General features: G+C 71.4%; 13 protein-coding genes. 5 read left to right on the forward strand and 8 right to left on the reverse strand.

Features of this window, described 5'->3' with window-relative positions; genetic code table 11:
- Positions 1–13: 13 nt before the first annotated feature.
- The 8 genes from ACWF7A_RS22615 to ACWF7A_RS22650 form a co-directional block, all read right to left on the reverse strand.
- Positions 14–985, reverse strand: coding sequence for a helix-turn-helix transcriptional regulator (locus tag ACWF7A_RS22615; protein WP_452252448.1), 972 nt, complete (start codon positions 983–985; stop codon positions 14–16).
- Positions 982–1,947 carry a helix-turn-helix transcriptional regulator gene (locus ACWF7A_RS22620; protein ID WP_452252449.1) on the reverse strand — a complete coding sequence of 322 codons (966 nt, stop codon included), beginning with the start codon at positions 1,945–1,947 and terminating at the stop codon, positions 982–984. Before ACWF7A_RS22620 ends, ACWF7A_RS22615 begins: the two co-directional genes overlap by 4 nt.
- Positions 1,948–2,008: 61 nt before the next feature.
- A complete protein-coding gene (locus tag ACWF7A_RS22625) occupies positions 2,009–2,809 on the reverse strand; it encodes an alpha/beta fold hydrolase (RefSeq protein ID WP_452252450.1) in 801 nt (266 codons plus the stop codon).
- Between the two features lie 109 nt (positions 2,810–2,918).
- Entirely contained in the window at positions 2,919–3,554 is a 636-nt protein-coding gene (locus tag ACWF7A_RS22630; RefSeq protein ID WP_452252451.1) for a hypothetical protein, read from the reverse strand.
- Positions 3,554–4,555, reverse strand: coding sequence for a WD40/YVTN/BNR-like repeat-containing protein (locus ACWF7A_RS22635; RefSeq protein WP_452252452.1), 1,002 nt, complete (start codon positions 4,553–4,555; stop codon positions 3,554–3,556). Before ACWF7A_RS22635 ends, ACWF7A_RS22630 begins: the two co-directional genes overlap by 1 nt.
- 49 nt (positions 4,556–4,604) lie before the next feature.
- Positions 4,605–7,418, reverse strand: coding sequence for a LuxR C-terminal-related transcriptional regulator (locus tag ACWF7A_RS22640; protein WP_452252453.1), 2,814 nt, complete (start codon positions 7,416–7,418; stop codon positions 4,605–4,607).
- Positions 7,419–7,937: 519 nt separating this feature from the next.
- On the reverse strand, positions 7,938–9,161 hold the full coding sequence (locus tag ACWF7A_RS22645; RefSeq protein ID WP_452252454.1) for a cytochrome P450: 1,224 nt from the start codon (positions 9,159–9,161) through the stop codon (positions 7,938–7,940).
- Positions 9,158–10,459: a glycosyltransferase gene (locus tag ACWF7A_RS22650; RefSeq protein ID WP_452252484.1), complete on the reverse strand. Its 1,302-nt coding sequence runs from the start codon at positions 10,457–10,459 to the stop codon at positions 9,158–9,160. The genes ACWF7A_RS22645 and ACWF7A_RS22650 overlap by 4 nt, the downstream gene beginning before the upstream one ends.
- A 334-nt stretch (positions 10,460–10,793) precedes the next feature.
- Here ACWF7A_RS22650 and ACWF7A_RS22655 point away from each other — a divergent pair, with 334 nt between their 5' ends.
- From ACWF7A_RS22655 to ACWF7A_RS22675, 5 genes are read left to right on the forward strand one after another with little or no spacing between them, the layout of a single operon-like run.
- Entirely contained in the window at positions 10,794–12,284 is a 1,491-nt protein-coding gene (locus ACWF7A_RS22655; protein ID WP_452252455.1) for a flavin monoamine oxidase family protein, read from the forward strand.
- Positions 12,281–15,352, forward strand: a complete 3,072-nt coding sequence (locus tag ACWF7A_RS22660; RefSeq protein WP_452252456.1) for a ferritin-like domain-containing protein — start codon at positions 12,281–12,283, stop codon at positions 15,350–15,352. The genes ACWF7A_RS22655 and ACWF7A_RS22660 overlap by 4 nt, the downstream gene beginning before the upstream one ends.
- Before the next feature lies 1 nt (position 15,353).
- Complete coding sequence (locus ACWF7A_RS22665; RefSeq protein ID WP_452252457.1) at positions 15,354–16,559, forward strand: cytochrome P450; 1,206 nt, start codon at positions 15,354–15,356, stop codon at positions 16,557–16,559.
- On the forward strand, positions 16,556–17,374 hold the full coding sequence (locus ACWF7A_RS22670; RefSeq protein ID WP_452252458.1) for an SAM-dependent methyltransferase: 819 nt from the start codon (positions 16,556–16,558) through the stop codon (positions 17,372–17,374). The genes ACWF7A_RS22665 and ACWF7A_RS22670 overlap by 4 nt, the downstream gene beginning before the upstream one ends.
- 14 nt (positions 17,375–17,388) lie before the next feature.
- Positions 17,389–18,834: an NDP-hexose 2,3-dehydratase family protein gene (locus ACWF7A_RS22675; RefSeq protein ID WP_452252459.1), complete on the forward strand. Its 1,446-nt coding sequence runs from the start codon at positions 17,389–17,391 to the stop codon at positions 18,832–18,834.
- Position 18,835: the final 1 nt, after the last annotated feature.

The following is an 18,835-nucleotide window of genomic DNA, read 5'->3' on the forward strand; positions in this document are numbered from 1 at the left end:
CACGTTATACGGCTCAGGTGGACAGCAGGTGATCTGCCCGGGTCAATGCCTCGCGGGCTTGGCGGACCACCTCCGCGGCGAGCTCCTCCGGCTGCTCTACGTGCACGTCACCGCCCAGCCCCAGGAGCAGGCGGACCATCCAGGACGGGTCGTCGTAGCGCATGAGGACACGGGTGCGGCCGTCGGAGAGCTCGGCGGAGTGATCAACGGGGTAGTACTCGGCGACCCAGTGGGCGTCCGGTTCGAGAAGAAGGACCGCGATCTTCTGATCGTCCCTCGGGTGGAACAAGCCCTCCGATGTATCGGTCGGCTGGGCGTGCGGCGGAGGCGACGAGGGTTCGTCGAGCACCTGCACCTCGTCGATCCGGTCCAGCCGGAACAGCCGAACGCCGAGGGCGGCGCGGCACCATCCTTCGAGATAACCGCGGCCCTCCACGAGCAGCAGACGCATCGGATCGACCACTCGGTCGCTCATCGCGTCGTGCGACTGCGAGTAGTACCGGATGCGCACGGCCCGTTCGCGCTTCACGGCGTCCTGCACCGCGGCACGGATCTCCGCGGTCTCCCCGCGCTCGAACCCGCCGAGCCCGACGACCATGCCCGCGGGCTGCGCCTTGCCGACCGCCGCCTCGATCTTGGCCAGCGCCCGCTGCACGGCGTCCGTGTCGACCACACCCGGTGTGTCGGCCAGCGCCCGCAGCGCGACCAGCAGCGACGCCGCCTCGGCCGCGGTCAGGCGCAACGGCCGGTCGAGCCCCGCGTCGAACGAGACGGTGATCGTCTCGCCCTCGAACGACAGGTCGATCAGGTCGCCCGGCCCGTAGCCCGGCAGACCGCACATCCAGAGCAGCTCGAGGTCCTTGCGCAGCTGCTTGGGCGTGATGCCGAAGTCGGCCGCGGCCTCCTTCACGGTGATGGCGGGCCGGTTGAGCAGGTACGGCACGAGTGCGAGCAGGCGCGGCAGCCGTTCGTTCGACGCGGTCACCGCGCTCCTTCCAGTGCGCCCTGCAGGCGGTCGCGGACCGACTTGGCCAGGACCTCGGGTTCCAGCACCACGACGTCGGGACCGAACCCGGCGAGCCACTTGGCCGCCGAGTCGGGGAACTTCAGGTCGATCTCGACGACGTCGCCGCCGTCGCGTTCCTCGACGACCTTCGCGTGCCGCCGCACGCCCTGCGCCCGGTCCTTGGCCACCCAGATCCTGGCGGGCGCGGTGTGGTGCGGATCGGCCTGCGTGCGCGCGATGAGGCTCATCAGGTCCGTGCCCTCGGGAACGGTGAACGCGCCGGGCTTGCCGACGGTCCGCACGGTGCCGACGACGCGGGAGAGCCGGAAGCAGCGGGTGTCGTCGCGTTCACGGTCCCAGCCGACGAGGTACCACTTGCCGCGCCACGCGACGACGCCCCACGGCTCGACCGTGCGTTCCTTCTGCCCGCCCGGCGGCGGCTTGCGGTAGTCGAACGCGACGACCTGGCCCGCCTGCACGGCCTGCAGCAGCGGCGGGAACGCGGGTTCGTTGGCCCGCACCTTGGGCTCGACGGTCGCGGGCGTGTCCTGGTCGACGTCGACCCCGGCCGCCCGCAGCTTGATCAACGCGCCGTGCACGGCACCCGTGAGCTGCGGCGAGTCCCACAGCCGGGCGGCCAGCGCCACGGCGGCGGCCTCGTCGGGTTCGAGGTCGATGTCCCCGAGCTCGTAGTCGCGCCGCGCGATGCGGTACCCGTCCTCCGCGCCCTCGGCGTTGGACTGCCGCCCGGTCTCGAGCGGCACGCCGAGATCACGCAGCTCGGACTTGTCCCGTTCGAACATGCGGAAGAACGCCTCGTCCGTCGGCGCTTCGTGATAGCCGGGGACGATGGCGCGGATGCGCTCCGCTGTCAGGTACTGACGGGTCGACAGCAGGCACAACACCAGGTTGACGAGGCGTTCGGCACGTGCGATGGCCACGCACAGACCCTAACGCGTGCGCGCACCGAAACCTCATCACCACCTGTCGTCAACGGTCCGTTCAGAACAACGAGCGCAGCTCGCGCACGAGTTCGACAGGTGCTTCCTCGGCCATGTGGTGCCCGCAGTCGAGGGAACGAATGCGCACGTCGTCGGCCCATTCCGCCCAGATCCCCGCCAGGTCGCCGTACAGCTCGCCCAGGTCGTCCTTGGCCGACCACAAAGCCAGCACGGGACATGTGATCCGGCGTCCCGCCGCCAGGTCCTCGTCGTCGTGGTGGCGGTCGACCTCCAGTCCGGCGCGGTAGTCGCCGCACATCGCGAGCACCGTCGCGGGGTCGTGGATCGCCCGCTGGAAGTCGGCCCAGTTCTCGACGCCCATCGCGAGGGGTGTGTCGTGGTAGCGGCCGCCGTACCAGAGGTCGGGGTTCTCGTTGATCATCGCGGCGGCGAGCTCCTGGCGCGCCAGGAAGAACCAGTGGAACCAGGCCTGGGCGAACCGGGCGTCGGCACGGGCGAGGTGGGCGCCGATCGGCAGTCCGTCGAGCACGGCGAGGTGCGTGACGCGGTCCGGGTGGTCGAGCGCCAGCCTGATCGCGGCGGCGGCTCCGCGGTCGTGTCCGGCGACGGCGAACCTCTCGTGGCCCAGCCCGCGCATGAGCTCCACGAAGTCGCGCGCCATCGCGCGTTTCGAGTAGTCACCGGGTTTGCTGGATTCGCCGTAGCCGCGCAGATCGGGGCACACGACGGTGAAGTCGTCGGCCAGCAACGGCGCGACGCGATGCCAGGTGGTGTGCGTCCGGGGGTGGCCGTGAAGGAGAAGGACCGGCGGCCCTGCACCGCCGGTCCTCACTCTGAGCACGGCCTCGCCAACGTCCCTGCAACGCAACGAGAAGCCTTCGAACACTCACGTCGGCTACCCCGCAGGGGTGACGCCGACACGTGCTTCTTCGGTGCGGGCCTCGCGAGCGTTACACCGCGACGACGATTTCGGACCGGGGATCGTGGGCGAGGGTGGTCGTACCTGCCACGACGACGGTCGCGTGTGACCACGGTCGCTCGCGGAGCAGGAACGGGACCTCCTCGGCCAGCCAGGCCTCGACGTGCCGCCGCTGCTCCGCGGAGTCACCGTCTCGAGCGGACAGCCGGCGTTCCTGTTCGTCCAGGTCGCCCTGCACCCAGATCGAGGCGTCGATCCACTCGGCGAGCTCGGCGCGGACGATCCCGGTGCCCTCGATCCACACGACGTCCGTCCCGGCGGGAACGCGGATCTCACCGGGACGGTCGCGCTCGACCCACGCCGGGGGCCGGAACGCCACCGCCTCCGCCCGGTGCAGGGGCGCGAGGACGTTGTCCGCGATCAGCGCTCCCCAGTCGAAGTACGCGTGGTGCCAAGCGATGTCGTCGGTGTGGATGACGACGGAACCGGGAACGACCTCCCGCAACCGTCCGGCCAGGGTGGACTTCCCGGCACCTCCGCGCCCGTCGATCGCGACGAGGAGGGGACGCCCGACGACGCCGACCTCCTCGCGCAACCGCCGCACGACGTCGGTCAGCGCCGCGACGCGCCACCCCGCGGCCTCGGTCTCACCTGGACTCAGTCGCATCACGTGCGGCCGACGCGTCCCTTCTCACCGGCGGCCCAGCACGTGTGCCCGACGCAGTCCACGGTGTCGAAGCTCCCGGTGTCCGCGACCTTCCAGGTCCTGCCGTCACGACTGGTGTCCGTCCCGGACGGACCGACCGCGACCAGCCCGTCGCCGCGGTAGGCGATGCCGGACCGGTAGCCGACGGGTGCCTGCTTCCCGGCCTTCCAGCCACGCCCGTCGTTGGTGGCGAACGCCGGCGTGGGATCGGTCGGCAACAGGTAGTCGCCACCGATCGCGACACCGCGCCACGGCGTCTTGAACGCCACCGCGAACACCCCGGCCGCCTCGCCCGACGGCAGCGGCACCTCGCTCGCCTTCCACGACCTGCCGCCGTCACGCGACTCCAGCACCCGTGCCTTCGCGCCGCCGCCGGTCGCGATCCACGCGTGGTTGCCGCTGGTCGTCACGCACTGCCCGGACGCCGCGAACGCGAACTCGCCCGGCAGCGCGTCCGGCATGCCCTTCGGGTCGTTGACGTGCCACGACCGGCCGCCGTCCCACGTCCGCAGCACGCGGAACCTGCCGTCGACGGGGTCGCTCAGCGCGATGCCGCGGAACCGGTCGAAGAACGCCACGCAGTCGTAGAACGCCTTCGGGTCGGTGTTGCGGAACTCCTCCTGCCAGGACTTCCCGCCGTCGGAGGTGCGGTAGATCCGGGACGACTCGCCCTCGCCGATCGACAGCGCGACGGCGTTGCGCGCGTCGAAGGCCTCGATGTCGCGGAACTCCAGCGCCTCGGTGCCGGGCGGGCCGACGGACTCCCACGTCCGGCCCGCGTTCGTCGTGCGCAGGACCGTGCCCTTCGAGCCGCTCGCCCACGCGACCTGGCCGGACACGGCGGACAGGCCCCGCAGCCGGGCGTCCGTGCCGGTCGGCTTGAGCTCCCAGTAGGTGTCCGACGCCGACGCCACACCGGGCAGAACCAGAAGTGCGGCGAGCGCCGCCGCGAGGATCCTCATGCGGTCACTCTGGTCGAGCCGATGATCGCTTCCTAGCCCCGATCGGCGGTCAGGGCGCGATGCGGGCGAGGTCCACGCGGGACCCGATGGCGAGCTTGCGGTAGATCTGCCGCAGGTGGAAGCCGACCGTGTGCGGCGAGATGAAGAGCTCCTTCGCGACCTGGCGGTTGGTCAGCCCGTCCGCGACGAGGCGGGCGACCTTCCGCTCGGTGCCGGTGAGGCTGTCCCAGCCGGTGCGCGGCCTCGGTTCGGGCTCGGGCTCGTCGGGGCGTCTCGCCGTGGTGCGGCGGCGCCGGACACCGAGCCGCCGCAGCGTGCGGCGCACTCGGGCGGAGTCCAGCTCGGCCTCGATCTCGTCGTACCCGGCCAGGGCGCGGTTGAGTTCGTCGACCGCCTGTTCACGGCAGGTGTCGAGGTGCACGGCCGCGATGTCCTCCGCGAGAGAGGCTCTGGTCCAAGGGTCGGTGCAGCTGTCTCGCAGTTCCGCCAGCACGGTGACGTCCTGCTTCACCAGTGCACGGCCGTGTGCGGCCGCCGTGACCGCCGAGTCGTGACCCGGGTTGGCGCCGGCCAGGTCCTCGGCCGTGCTCACGAGCAGTTCGGCGAGGGCGTGGTCGTCGGCGGCCATGGCGGTGCGCACGCACCACGCCGTCGCGGTCGGTGCCTCCAGCAGGAGCTGGACGCGCAGCCCCAGGTCCTCGGCGAACGGGCGGATCTCGTCGATCGCCGCCACGGCGCCGTCGTTGGCCGCGGCCACCTGGCCCGCGATCAGCCGCAGCGTCACCGCGCACGGGTGGGTGTCCCCGGCGGGGATCGACTCCTCGAGCCGGCGCAGTCCGTCGGTGGCCGTGACGAGGTCGCCCCGGCGCAGCGCGCAGAGCACCAGCACCGCGCCGAGCTGCGGCTGGAACAACGGCATCTCGGCCAGCTCGGAGGCCGCGAGTCCCGTGGTGGCGGCGGCCTCGGCGGCGGTGATGTCCCCCTGGGCCAGCAGGACGGCCGCGCGCAACGTGAGCGGGACCGACGTCATCACACCGGTCCCGTGCGCCTCGGCCGTGCCGCACGCCTCGTCCACCGCGGCCAGCGCCTCGTCGAGACGGCCGAGCCGGGTGAGGATCCAGACCTTCGTCCACAGTGGATCGCTCTGCCAGATCCTGGTCAGCTCGTCGCGCACGACCACGGCCGACTCGGCCGCCTCGATCGCCGCGTCGAGGCTTCCCTCTCGCCAGCTCGCCATCGCCCGCACGGTGAACGCGGCGGCCAGCACGTCCGAGCTGTACTGGCAGGACTGCGCGAGCACCTGGTCGGCCATGCCGATCGCGGCGGCGAGGTTGTAGAGCGACAGGATGTTGAGCAGCAACAGTTCCGGCGACAGGTCGTGCCCGTGCGCGGACGACTCGGTGACCTCCAGGCCGACCGTGCACACCGTCGTGGCATCGCCGCGCAGCATCTCCGCGATGGTCTGCCAGGTGCGCAGCACGGACGCCGACTGCACGTGGCCCGGGTCGTCGGGGCGCAGCAGCTCGCGGGAGAGCTCCACGGCCTGGCTGAGCCTGCCCATCCGGACCAGGGCGGCGGCCGCCGTGACGCCCAGCGCCGTCCGGTTGGGCTCGCCCGGCTCGGTGATCCTCAGGCCGTTGATCGCGAGGGCCGCGGCCGCCTCCGGGGAGTCCGGCAGCAGGCTCTGCGCCGCCTCGTCGACCGCGCTGATGGCCTGGGCGTCCCCGGTTCGCGCGCAGTGCACCAGGTGCACGGCCACGGACACGGCGTCCTGACGCTCGCGGCCCTGCAGCATCGTGGCGGTCTGCCGGTGCAGCGCCGACCGCATCGGTTCCGGCACGGAGCCCAGCACCGCCCGCCACACCGGCTCGCGGTGGAAGACGAACTCAGGCCCGCCCCCGCGCAGGAACCCGGCCGCCAGCGCCTCCCGCAACGGCCGCAGCAGCACGGCCACGGGCTCGCCCAGCATCTCCGCCAGGTCCTCCGGCGCGAAACCGCTGCCGAGCACCGCCGCGACCTGGAGCACGTCCTGCGCCTGCGGCGACAACCCGTGCAGACGCTCGACCATCCTCCGGCGGAACGGCGCGGGCAGCTGCCCGGCCGGGTCGGGGGACACCGCGCAGGCGACGCCTCGGTCGAGCGGGCCCGCCATCAGCCGGGCGACGCCGGCCACGACCTGGACGTGGTTGTCCCGCACCAGGTCCAGGACGACCTCGACGACCGCGGACGGCGTGCCGCCGGCGCTGCCGACGAGCGAGGCGATGTCCGGGTCGGGCACCGCGCCCAGCAGGTCGGCGGCGATCGCGAACGACGCGTCGTCCGACAACGGCGTGAGCGGCTCAAGCCAGTCGCACGGCAGGACGCGTGCCATGTCGTGCAACAGTTCGCTCGCAGCAGTGGCGAAGTGTTCGGCGTGCACGGTGAAAAGCCAGCACACGGGCTGGTTCGTGAGCTTGGCCATCACCGCGCTCACGGCGCCGAGGACCGAGGGCGGCGTGCGGTGGGCGTCGTCGAGCGTGACGAGCACCGGTCCGTGCCGCAGCCGCTGGACGAGCCTCGGTTCGATCTGGGCGGTCAGCGCGCTGACGCTGTGGGGCCCGTCCGCCGGGAACGCGCCCGGTGACAGGTCCACCGACGAGAAGCCGCGCGCCGAGGCCAGGGACACGCCCTCGGCCACCAGCCTGGTGTTGCCCGTGCCCGCCGGGGACGCCACCACGAGCATCCGCGCCGGCGGGGACTCCGCGGCCAGGATGAACCGCTTCAGCCTCCGGGTCTCCTCGTCACGTCCGCGCAACGGGAGTGGGACGGGCGGATCAGCGGGGTGGTCCCACGCGAGAATCTCGCCGAGTGGTGTGCACGACACTTGTTTTCCTGTCCTGTGAGCACAGTCGGAACGACGCAAGTGAGGTATTCACACCTCTATGGCAAGAATCCGCCAATCAAGACGCGGGTTTCCCGTGGAAGCAATTGCTGACGGCATCATCCGCGAACCTCCCCTCATCCACCCGGAGACTCGCGCGACCCCACCTGCCCTGTCAACTCTCTTGACAGAACCCGGACATATGGGTTCTTTCGCGGGCTGCATGACAACGACGGGCAATCGTGGCGTGGAATGTCGTTCCGCCCCAGGTACACAACCAAATCCAGGCTCGGTCCCCACTACCAGCGCCGTTAGGGAGAAACCGCAGCTGACAGACCAGAAGTGGCAGCCTGCTGAGACGCGGATCCGGGCACGAACCGGGCAGATCGAGGCCTGGCCGGTTCGCGCCACGTCAATCCGGTCGTCTCATTTCGGCGAGCGCGCACAGAACGATCGCCTCGCCCGACGAAACCGAGGTTTCACCGGACGAGGCGATCGGGGTTCTTGACGTTCACATCTGCGTCAGCGCAGGGTCGCGGGCAGAACGCTCATCCGGCGGATCATCCACTCGGATTCCCACTCGAACGGCGTGGAGCTGCTCAGCCGGGCCTCCGGGAATCGCCGCAGGAACCCGCTCACCGCGATCTGCGCCTCCAGCCGCACGAGGGACGCGCCGATGCAGTAGTGCATGCCGAGGCCGAACGAGAGGTGGCCGTGGCCGCCCCGCGCGGAGTCGAAGCTGTCCGCCTCCTCCCCCGGTTCGCGGTTGGCCGCGGCGATGCTCACCTGGACGGGCGCGCCCTTGGGGATCAGGTACCCGCCGAGCTCGATGTCCTCCAGCGGGAAGCGCCAGGTCGGGTGCGGGAACGGCGGGTGCACGCGCAGTGCCTCCTCGATCCACGACTTGATCTCGGCCTCGGTCTTCGGCCGCTCCTCCACCGGACGCCGCAACGCCTCGAAGAGCGACGCCGAGATCAGGCTGCCCGTGGTCTCGTAGCCCGTGATGATCATGCCCAGGGTCCACACGATCACCTCGCCCTCCGTCACGGCCGCGTCGATGCCGTTGGAGGACGCCAGGAGCCCGGTGATGACGCCGTCGCGCAACGGCGCGGGGTCGGCCACCCAGCCCTCGACGGCCCCGTACAGCGCCCGCACGGCCAGCGTCCGGGCCTCGTAGTCCGAGGAGTAGAGCATCACGTCGGTGATGCTGCGCAGCTGCCGTTCCGCCTCCTCGGGCAGGCCGAGCATCTCGGAGATGAACGCCAGCGGGATCTTGTGGGTGTAGTCGGTGACGACGTTGACCTCGTTGTCGCCGAGCACACCGCGTTGCTCGAGCTCGTCGAGGAAGCCCTCGACCTTCACGCTGACCCGCTCGCCCCACCTCTCGGTGTTGCGCGGGCTCAGCACGGGCGCGTGCAGACGCCGGATCCGCGCGTGGTCCTCGCCGTCGCTCATGATCATCGCCCGCGCGTACTCCGGCGGCGGCTGCGAGCCGACCATCAGGCCGGGCTGCTTCATGAACTCGGGCACGAGCGTGATGTCCTTGCCCATCTTCGGATGCGCGAGCGCGACCTTGACGAGCTCGCGGTCGCACACCACCCACGCGTGCCGGCCCAGGTACGGGATCCGCACGACCGGGGCGACCCGCGCGGCGGCGAGCAGCTCGGGCATGCAGTCGAACGGGCCGGGATCGATGGGCATGGTCGTCTCGGGGGCCTGCAGCCCCGTGTTCGTCGTCCCGTTCAACGCGCGGTACCTCCGGTCGGAATGTGGTCCTGGTGGGCGACAGCGGACTCGATCAGGTCGGCCGCCCGCTGCGGTGCAACGCTGTTGTTGAGGTCCACCGCGATCTCCGCGGCACGACGCCGGTAGCTCTCGCCCGTCCGCACGGTGGTCACGGCGGCACGGAGGCTGGACTCGGTGACAGCACGGGGTTTCACGACCACGCCGACGCCGGCGTACTCGACTCTCGCCGCCACGTCGGGGTTTTCCTCCGTCGCGGGCACGACGACCAACGGCACCCCGTGCGCGAGAGCGGCGTTGACCCCGTTGTAGCCGCCGTTGGTCATCATCACGTCCACGTGCGGCAGCAGGTGGTGGTACGGCACGAACCGTTCCATGCGGACGTTGCGCGGCAACGGAAGCAGCCGTTCCACGTCGAGCTTGCTCCCGGTGGTCAGGACGACGAGGACGTCCTCGTCGGCGAGTGCGCGCACGGCGGGCACCAGCATGCGTTCGACGTCGTTCGCCGTGGTGCCCTGCGTGACCAGGACGACGGGCCGGTCGCCGGAGAGCTCGTCCCACCACGACGGCGGGTCGAACCTGGCGGGCGGGACACCGAACAGGCCGCCGATGAAGTGGGTTCCCGGAGCCAGGTCACGCCGCGGGAACTCGAACGACGCCACCGATCCGACGAGGTAGAGGTCGGGGTGGCGCGCGATGTTCTCCATCGCCCTCGTCCTCAACCGGGGCAGTCCGACCGATGCGCGCACGCGGTCGGCTTCGGCGCGCAGGTCCCTCATGGACACCTGGTCGCCGAGGAACCTCAGCGCGGCGTTGCGCACGCGGTTCCACGGGGTGGTGCTCGGCCCCAGGCCCATGCCGAGCGGCCCGGTGTCGCGGCTGCCCAGGATGTAGATGGAGTTGGCGAGCCAGACCAGCGGGATCCCCGTCCGCTCGCTGGCGAAGCATGCGCCGTAACACATGTCGTCGGAGAGGATGCGGTCCGCGGGAAAACGTTCGAGGATCGCAAGGAGGTCCGCGAGCTGTCCTGGTGCCGTGCGGTAGAAGATGTCGCGGACACCGACCTTGAAGCTCTTCAACCCGGTCAGCCCGGCGTGCGCGGGGAAGGCCTCCTCGCGGCTGCGGCCGCCGAAGTCGAGGCCCTCGGTCATCGGCTCGAAGCGCGCCCCGGTCCGTTCGACCTGCTCCCGGAAGGCCTCGCCGGTGTACCAGTGCACCTCGTGGCCCCGGCGCGTGAGCTCGGTGGCGATCTCGAACAGGCTCACGACGTGACCGGGGGCCGGTGTCGTCGCGATCAGCACTCGGGTCAACGTCGCCTCCAACTCGGGGGTGGCCGCCCAGCGGCTCGCGTCAGCATCACCCCGTTCGGCGCGGGGTCCGCCGTGTCGAGACAAACCCCGCTCACTTGAGTGGGGGGAGGTCGGGTTCCGCGCGTCTCGATACCGCTCGCGGTCCCGCCGAACCGCTCGGGACCGGCGCTGTCGGGGGATACGGGCGCACCGCCACCGGCCGAAGAATGGCGCTACCGGAACGGCTCAGAGGCTTAGACGGGCCGGGAAGGACATCTCGTGGGATCGCTCCCACACAGCACGCCAACCCCCTGCCCGCCGCTAGCGCACCGGAAGGAAGTCCGCGGTGACAACGCTGCAAGAGGTCAACGGGCTCGACGCCATCGGTGAGCGGAAGAAGGTCACCGTGATCGGCGCGGGTGTCGCCGGGCTGGTGACGGCCTACGAGCTGGAGCGCCTCGGCCACGAGGTCGAGATCATCGAGGCCAGCGACCGGGTCGGGGGCCGCGTCCACACCCACCGCTTCTCGGGCGAGGCCGGGCCGTTCGCCGAGCTGGGTGCGATGCGCATTCCTTCCGCGCACCGCCTGACCCTGCACTACATCGCGGAACTGGGCCTGCAGGACCAGGTCCTGCCGTTCCACACCATCTTCTCCGACGACGCCGCGTACCTGCCGAGCTCGTCCGGCTACCTGCGCGTGCGGGACGCGCACGACGTGCTGCTCAACGACTTCGCCTCCGGGGTGCCGGCCGGGCGCTACCGCGACGGCACCCTGCTCTTCGGTGCCTGGCTGGACGCGACGATCAGGGCCATCGCGCCGCGCCAGTTCTACAACGGCATGCACGGCGAGATCGGTGTCGGCCTGCTCGACCTCGTGGACCAGGTCGACATGACGCCGTACCGCCGCGGCCACAACGGCACGATGATCGACCTGCACGCCTTCTACGCGGGCAACCCGCGCATCCGCTCGCTGGTGCCGGCGCACCTGGAGCGGTTCCTCGACGACGTCCTCGACGAGACCAGCTCCGACATCGTGCGGCTGCGCGACGGCATGGACCTCATCCCCCGCAGCCTCGCGGCCCGCCTGCTCGGCCGCGTCACCGTCGGGCAGGAGGTCACCGGGATCGAGGTCCGCGACAAGGCAGTGGTGCTGAACCTGAGGCAGGGCACCAGGTCCTTCACCAGGACCTGCGACTACGTGGTGTGCACCGTGCCGTTCACGGTGCTGCGGGGGATGCGTCTCAGCGGGTTCGACGACGAGAAGCTCGACATCATCCACGAGACGAAGTACTGGCCCGCCACCAAGGTCGCGTTCCACTGCCGCGAGGCGTTCTGGCACGAGGACGGCATCCGCGGCGGTGGCTCGTTCACCGGCGGGCACGTCCGGCAGACCTACTACCCGCCCGTCGACGGCGATCCCGCCCACGGCGCGGTGATGCTCGCCAGCTACAGCATCGGTCCCGACGCCGACGCGCTCAGCTCGTTGAGCGAGCGGGAGAGGATCGCGCTGATCACCCGGGAGCTCGGCGTGATGCATCCCGAGCTGCGCGAGCCCGGCATGGTCCTCGGCGTCGCCACGAAGGCCTGGGGCGAGCACCGGTGGTCCCTCGGCGCGGCGACGATCCGCTGGGAGCAGGACTCCGCGCTGCGCGAGGCACAGCGCAGGGAGGCGACGAGGCCGCAGAAGGGGCTCTTCTTCGCCGGGGAGCACTGCTCGTCGAAGCCCGCGTGGATCGAGGGCGCGATCGAGTCGGCGATCGACGCCGCGCACGAGATCGAGTGGTGCGAACAGCGCACCCCCGCCCGCCGGTTGCCGCAGACGGAGAAGACCGCATGAGCGTCTTCGACCTGCCCCGGCTGCACTTCCGCGGCGTCGCCTCCACCCGCCTGCCCACGGGACCCCGCAACGGCATGGTGGACCTGGCGACGAACACCGCCCTCACCGCGCAGGGCGAACCGTTCCCCGTGCACCGCCCGCCCGCCGAGTACCACGCCCACCTCGCCGAGATCGGGCCCCGCTACGACAGCGCGGGCAGCGAGACGCCCGGCGGGGCGTTCAGCGGCGCCCTGGGCCGTGACTTCGCGGGCAACGGGCACTTCTCGATCAACGCGCACGTCGTGAGCACCGAACGCGTCGCGGGCGAGACGGACACCGCGGACCCGATGGTGGGCCGCGCGGTCGACTTCTGGGGCCACTACAACGAGTACCTCGCGACCACGGTCAACCGGGCGCGGATCTTCGACGTCGACCCCGCCTCGGACTGGACGACGACGCTCATGGTCGGCCAGCTCGGTTTCGGCCGGGACGGCCGGTCGCACGACGTCGGCTACATGGCGACCGGTGCGGTCAAGGGCTTCTCGCCGCCGCGCTGGCACACCACCGGACGCGGCTGCGGCCACTGGCGGCTGGGCCGCTCGGTCGTGCACCAGTTCGTCGTCACCGACGAGGACCTGCGCTGGCTGGACGAGGCGGACGCCTCCCCGGTCGCCGGACTGCTCCGGGAGTCCAGGACGGGCGGGCTCGTCGTGCAGTTCGCCCTCGACGGCCAGTCCGCTCCCCAGGCACCGGACCAGCCCTCCCAGTGGCGTCTGCGCGGCACGATCGCGCCGTGGAGGCCCCACGAGCTGCGCACGTACCCGGCCGGACGGCTGCTCGTGCCCGACCGCACCACCCGCAACCGCATGGGGAACCTCACCGTCGGGACCACGCACGGCCACGTCGTGCTGAACATGATCACGGCGCCCGCGCCGGCGGCCGCGGCCCGGGACCTCGAACTGCGCACCGTCCGCGACGACCGGCTGGTGGCCCGGATCCCCTCCCAGGCCTACACCGACGACGCGGTCCTCACCGCGGGTGTCGTCACGGTGCCCGGCCTGCTGTCCGAAGAGGACATCGCAGGGGACGCGCTGCGGCTCGTCGCCTCGGACGGCGTGCTCCTGCTGCGGGAGCAGGAGATCAACCTCCAGGTCGACGACGCGAGCGTGTTCGTGGAGCACCCCCGGACCCCGGACGACGCCGACCACGACGTCGAGGTCCTGGTGCGGTCGTACGTCCGGGGCAGGCCCGGCGCGGTGCGGGACATCGCGGTCCGGCAGTTCGCCAACCCGGCGGCCCGCCCCCGCGACCCCGCCGACGTCATCGTCTCGCTGGACGCCTCGCTGAGCACGGACGACACCGGCCGTGGCCGGTTCACCCTGCGGGGCAAGGCGGCGGGCACGGCACGCGTCCTGCTGACGGCCGAGCCCGAACCGGCCGGACTCGACTACGACAACGACGACAGGCTCGGTTTCTGGTCGGGAGCCGGGTATCTGACCGTGCGCGTGCTGCCGGACTCCTGGCACCTCGACGAGGTCGAGCACGCCGACTACGACCTGGTGTACCGCGAGGTCTTCGCCTACTACGAACACCTCTTCTCCTTCATGGACAAGGAGGTCTTCAGCCTCGCGAACCGCAGCCGCACCGAGACCTACGCCAAGCTGATCTGGCAGATGTGCGATCCGCAGAACAAGAGCAAGACCTACTACATGCCGCCGACCCGGGACCTCTCCGAACCGAAGGCGCGGCTGCTGCTGAAGTTCCTGCGCGCACAACAGGTTCCGGAGCACCTGCTACTGCCGGCCGAGACGTCCGTGCCCGTGCGCACCCGGATCGCCACGCGCGGACGGCTGGTCGAGGTGCTGCGGGAGGCGGCCCTGGTCGAGCTGGCCGTGATGCTCCAGTACCTCTACGCGGCCTATTCGGTGCCCACCTACGGCGCCGGGGCGGAGTACGTGCGGCTCGGACTGTGGACGCCCGACCAGCTCCAGCTCGCCTGCGGCGACGGCGGGGAGACGCTCGACGAGGGCATCCGGAGCATGCTGCTCGGCATCGCCCGCGAGGAGATGATCCACTTCCTGCTCGTCAACAACATCATCATGGCGCTGGGCGAGCCCTTCCACGTGCCGATGGCCGACTTCGGCACGATCAACCACCGGCTGCCGGTACCGCTGGACTTCGCGCTGGAACGGCTGGGCCTCGGCAGCGTCGAGCGCTTCACCCAGATCGAGAAGCCGGAGCACCAGGTCAGCGATCTGCGGCCGCGTGACGGTGAGACCGTGCCGGACCGTCAGGAGCACGGCTACGCGTCGTTGAGCGAGCTGTACGCCGACATCCGCGAGGCCCTGCACCAGATCCCGGACCTGTTCCTGGTCGACAAGGGCCGGGGCGGCGGCGAGCACCACCTGTTCCTGCGCGAGTCGATCAACCACGAGCACCCGGACTACCAGCTGGAGGTCGACGACCTCCCCAGCGCCCTCTACGCGATCGACGTGATCACCGAGCAGGGCGAGGGCGGGGTGCTGGACCCTGACGCCGTCGAGGACTCGCACTACACGTCGTTCCTGCTGATCGGCGAGCTGCTGCGCAAGGCACCGGTGACGGGCCCGCACGGCGAGCTGTGGAACCCCGCGTACCCGGTCGCCCGCAACCCGTCGCTGAACCCGGCGAGCCCGGCCGTCGAGGCGGTGACGGACCCGGACGCCCGCACGGTCATGCAGATCTTCAACGAGTCGTACTTCGTGGCCCTGCAGCTGATGGCCCAGCACTTCGGCGAACGCCCGGACGCGAGCCTGCGCCGCTCGGACCTCATGAACGCGGCCATCGACGTCATGTCGGGGCTCATGCGCCCGCTGGCCGAACTGCTGGTGACCCTCCCCTCCGGCAGGCGTGGCACGACGGCGGGACCCTCGTTCGAGCTGTCCGAGGTGCCCGCCGCGATCCCGAGGCCGGACGTGGCCCGGCGGGCGATCGCGCTGCGTCTGGACACCATCGCGGCGCAGTGCGCCAAGTGCGCCCTGGTGCCCACGCGGGTGGGCGAGCTGAGCACGTTCTGGGCGGACCACTTCCGCGCTCAGGCGGGGAGGTGACATGACTCCGTTCAGCCTGCGGGACTGGCCGAGGGACGACATCGCCGACCCGTACCCGGTCTACCGGCGGTACCGCGAGGCCGGGTCCGTGCACGAAGGCACCGACGCGTTCTACGTCTTCGGCTACGACGACGTGGTGAAGGTGCTGTCCGACCGCGACTTCGGCCGGGTGTCGCACTCCACTGAGGACGGTGTGCCGGTCTCCCTGCCGGTGCCGCCGGAGTTCGCCGCGCTGCGGTCCGTGGTCGAGAACTGGCTGGTCTTCCTCGACCCGCCGGAGCACACGCGGCTGCGTTCGGCGCTGCAGAAGGAGTTCTCGGCCACCGTCGTGACCGCGCTGCGCCCCCGCATCGCGCGCATCGCCCACGACCTGCTCTCCCGGCTGGAGGGCGAGGCCGACCTGGTCGCCGGGTTCGCGGCGCCGTTTCCGATCATGGTGATCTGCGAGCTCCTCGGCGTTCCGGCCCGGGACCACGAACGGCTGCGAGGCCTCGCGGTGGCGTTGCAGGGAGCCAGCAGCACCCGCACCGGCCCGTCGCGGTTCACCGACGCCGAGGACGCCGCGCGCGAGCTCGACGCCTACTTCCGCGACCAGGCGGGGCGACGGCAGCCGGGCGACCACGACCTGCTCGCGTTGATGCTCGGCATCCCGTTGAGCACGGAACGGATCGTCGGCAGCTGCGTCCACCTGCTGACCGCGGGGCATGAGACGACCACGAACTCGCTGGCCAAGGCGGTGCTGTCGTTGCGCGCCACCCCGGGGCTGATCGCCGACCTGCGCGACCACCCGGACCTGGTGCCCACCGCCGTCGAGGAACTGCTGCGCCACGACCCGCCGGTGCAGGCGGTGACGCGGTGGTCGCGCGAGGACACCGTCGTCGGCGGCGTGCGGATCCCCGCCGGGAGCCGGGTGATCGCGTTGCTCGGCTCGGCGAACAGGGACCCTGCGCGCTTCCCGCGCCCGGACGTCGTGGACGTGCACCGGCCGCCGGACCGGCACCTCGGGTTCGGCATCGGCGTCCACTACTGCCTCGGCGCGACGCTGGCCCGCGCCGAGCTGGAGATCGGCCTGCGCGCCCTGCTCGACGGCCCGCCCGGCTGGGAGAAGGCGGCCCACCGGGTCGAGTACGCCGGCGACATGGTGTTCCACGGCCCGGCCCGCCTCGTCCTCGACCTCACCGACAGCATGGAAGGAACGCGCCCGTGACATCGCAGACCGACGCAGTCGGCGGCAGGTACGACCAGTTCGCGGAGGCCGGCACGACGGAGGCCCTGGGCGGCAACATCCACGCGGGCTACTGGGACTCCGGTGCCGAGCACGTCCCGATGGCCGCCGCGACCGACCGCCTGACCGACCTGGTCGCGCAACGCCTGGCGCTGCGGCCGGGTGACCGGGTCCTCGACGTGGGCTGCGGCAACGGTTTCCCGGCCGTGCGCATCGCCGAGACCCACGACGTCCACGTCACCGGCATCACGGTGTCGCAGCAGGAGGTCGCGAGGGCCGCCGAGCTCGCGGCGGACTCGAAGGCGGAGAACCGGCTGAGCTTCCGGCTCGCCGACGCCTCCGCCCTGCCGGACGACCTCGGCACGTTCGACGCCGTCTTCGCGATCGAGTCGCTGCTGCACCTGTCCGACCAGGCCGCGGCACTGGCGAGGCTGCGCCGGTTCGTGCGGCCCGGCGGCCGGCTCGTCGTCGCGGACCTGTGCCAGCGCGAACCGTTCACCGGCGCGGGCGAGGCGGTGCTGGCGGGCATGGTCCGCACGCTCGAGATCGCCGGCATCAACAGCGAGCGGGAGCACCGCGCCGGTCTGGAGAAGGCGGGCTGGGACCTGCTGGAACTGCTCGACATCGGCGAGAACGTGCGGCCGAGCTACGCGCTGGCGGCGGACGCGTTCCGGCGGATCGCCGACACGGCACCGCCTTTCGCCGCCGCGGACGTCCTCACGGCGGCGGAGCTCATGGCCTCGTTCGGCGAGAACCCGAGCAGCGGCTACGTCCTGATCACCGCCCAGCGGCCGTAGAAGGGGGTCCAGCCATGCCACCCCAGCCCACCACACTGCCCGCACCGCCCCGCCCGGGCCCGCCCACCGCCCTGCGCGCCCGCGGGAACGCCACCCACCTGCACCGCATCGCCCTGTCCGCCGCGACCCGCCAGGGCGCGCACATGCGCACCGAGGACGTGCGCGCCTGGCTCGCGGAACGCCGCCACGCCAACGTCCTGCGGGTCGACCGCGTCCCGTTCGCCGACCTCGACCAGTGGCACTTCGTGCCGTCCACCGGCGACCTCGCGCACGCCAGCGGCCGGTTCTTCACCATCGAGGGCCTGCACGTGGTGGAGCACGACGGACCGCACGGCGACGGCCCCTACCGCGAGTGGCAGCAGCCCGTCATCAAACAGCCCGAGGTCGGCATCCTGGGCATCCTGTGCAAGGAGATCGACGGCGTCCTGCACTTCCTGATGCAGGCCAAGATGGAGCCGGGCAACCCGAACCTGGTGCAGCTCTCCCCCACCGTCCAGGCGACCCGCAGCAACTACACGGGCGCGCACGGCGGGTCGAGCGTGAAGCTGCTGGAGCACTTCGCGGACCTCGACCGCGAGCAGGTCGTCGTCGACGTGCTGCAGGCCGAGCAGGGCTCGTGGTTCTTCCGCAAGTCCAACCGCAACATGATCGTCGAGACGGCCGCGGAGATCGCGCCGGACGAGGACTTCCGCTGGCTCACCCTCGGCCAGATCGCGGAGCTGCTGCACGAGGACGAGACGGTGAACATGAACGCGCGCAGCGTCCTGTCCTGTCTTCCCTACTACGACCCGAATCCCGGCGCGTTGCACTCGGACGTCCAGCTGCTGTCGTGGTTCACCGGCGAACGGGCGCGCCACGACGTGCGGACCACGCGCATCCCGCTGGCGTCGGTCGAGGGCTGGAAGCGCGGGCCCGACGCCGTGGAGCACGAGGACGGCCGGTACTTCAAGGTCGTGGCGGTCGCCGTGCGGGGCAGCAACCGGGAGCGGGTCAGCTGGACCCAGCCGTTGCTGGAGTCGGTCGACATGGGCGTCTCGGCGTTCCTGGTGCGCGACTTCGGCGGGGTGCGGCACGTGCTGGTGCACGCCCGTGCCGACGGCGGCTTCCTCGACACGGTCGAGCTGGCACCCACAGTGCAGTGCACGCCGCGCAACTACGAGCACCTGCCGGCCGGTCAGCGTCCCCCGTTCCTCGACGTGGTGCTGGGAGCCGAACGCTCGCGCATCCGTTACGAGGCGGTGCATTCCGAGGAGGGCGGCCGGTTCCTCGACACCCGGTGCCGCTACCTGATCATCGAGGCCGGCGAGCAGGTGCCCTCGCAACCACCGCGCGGTTTCGTCTGGGCCACCCCCGCGCAGCTCACCACGCTCGCGCGGCACGGCCACTACCTCAACGTGGAGGCGCGCACGCTGCTGGCGTGCCTGAACGCCGCCTCCGCCTGGCCTCGGGGACTGGTGTGAC

It is taken from the genome of Lentzea sp. NPDC055074 (genome assembly GCF_053608005.1).